The sequence below is a fragment of the Corynebacterium gottingense genome (genome assembly GCF_003693265.1).
Taxonomy (GTDB): domain Bacteria; phylum Actinomycetota; class Actinomycetes; order Mycobacteriales; family Mycobacteriaceae; genus Corynebacterium; species Corynebacterium gottingense.
On record NZ_RDRE01000160.1, the window covers coordinates 1 to 1,019 of the forward strand.

Here is a 1,019-nt window from a genome sequence, read left to right on the forward strand (position 1 = left end):
GGCGGCGGGTTCGCCGCGATCGCCTCGCGCAGCCAGTTGTTCAGCTGGCCGGTGGAGACGCGCTTGTCCCAGTTCTCCAGCGCCTGCGCCATCGCCGGCTCGAGGCGGTGCAGGCCACGGCCGGTGTCCGCGGAGATGTTGAGCTTGGTCACCCACGGGAGGTGCCCCATCATCTCGTCGAACTCGCGGTCAAAGTAGTAGCGGCGGTCCTCGTCCATGAGGTCCCACTTGTTAAAGCAGATGACCATCGCCTTGCCGGCCTCCAGCACCATGGAGATGACGCGCTGGTCCTGCTCGGAGATCTCCTCGGAGGCGTCGATGAGCACCACGCAGACCTCCGCCGCGTCGATCGTGCCGCGGGTGCGCAGGCTGGCGTAGTACTCGTGCCCCTGCGCGTTCTTCACCTTCTTGCGCAGGCCAGCGGTGTCGATGAACTTCCACAGGTGCTCGTCCAGCTGGATCATCTCATCCACCGGGTCCACCGTGGTGCCAGCGACGTTGTCCACCACCGAGCGGTGCGACTTGGACAGCTTGTTCAGCAAGCTGGACTTGCCCACGTTCGGGCGGCCCACCAGCGCGACTCGGCGTGGACCGTCCGTGATGGAGGACTTCGCACGCGGCTCGTCCGGGAAGAGGCGCAGAATCTCGTCCAACACGTCGGCGCCTCCGCGGCCGTGCAGCGCGGAGACGGGCCACAGGTCGCCCAGGCCGAGCCCGTAGAACTCGGCGGCGTCGCCCCACTGGGATTCTGATTCAAACTTGTTCGCCACCAGGATCACCGGGACCGGAGAGCGCTGCAGGTTGCGCGCCATCACGGAATCCGTCTCCGTGATGGCGGTCTGCGCGTCCACCACCATGACGATCACATCGGCCGTTTCCATCGCGGCCTCCGCCTGGCGGGCGATCGCGCCGTGGATGCCGCGGGCGTTCGGGTCCCAGCCGCCGGTGTCTTGCACCCAGAAGCGGCGCCCGCCCCAGTCGGCCAGGTAGCTCACGCGGTCACGAGTCACACCCGGGTG

The 1,019-nt window shown here is 67.5% G+C and carries 1 protein-coding gene; it reads right to left on the minus strand.

The window, feature by feature from the left end; translation table 11 throughout:
- Positions 1-1,019: ribosome biogenesis GTPase Der (gene der / locus EAW56_RS12460; RefSeq protein WP_122086866.1), on the minus strand; the 1,019-nt coding region annotated here is incomplete at both ends.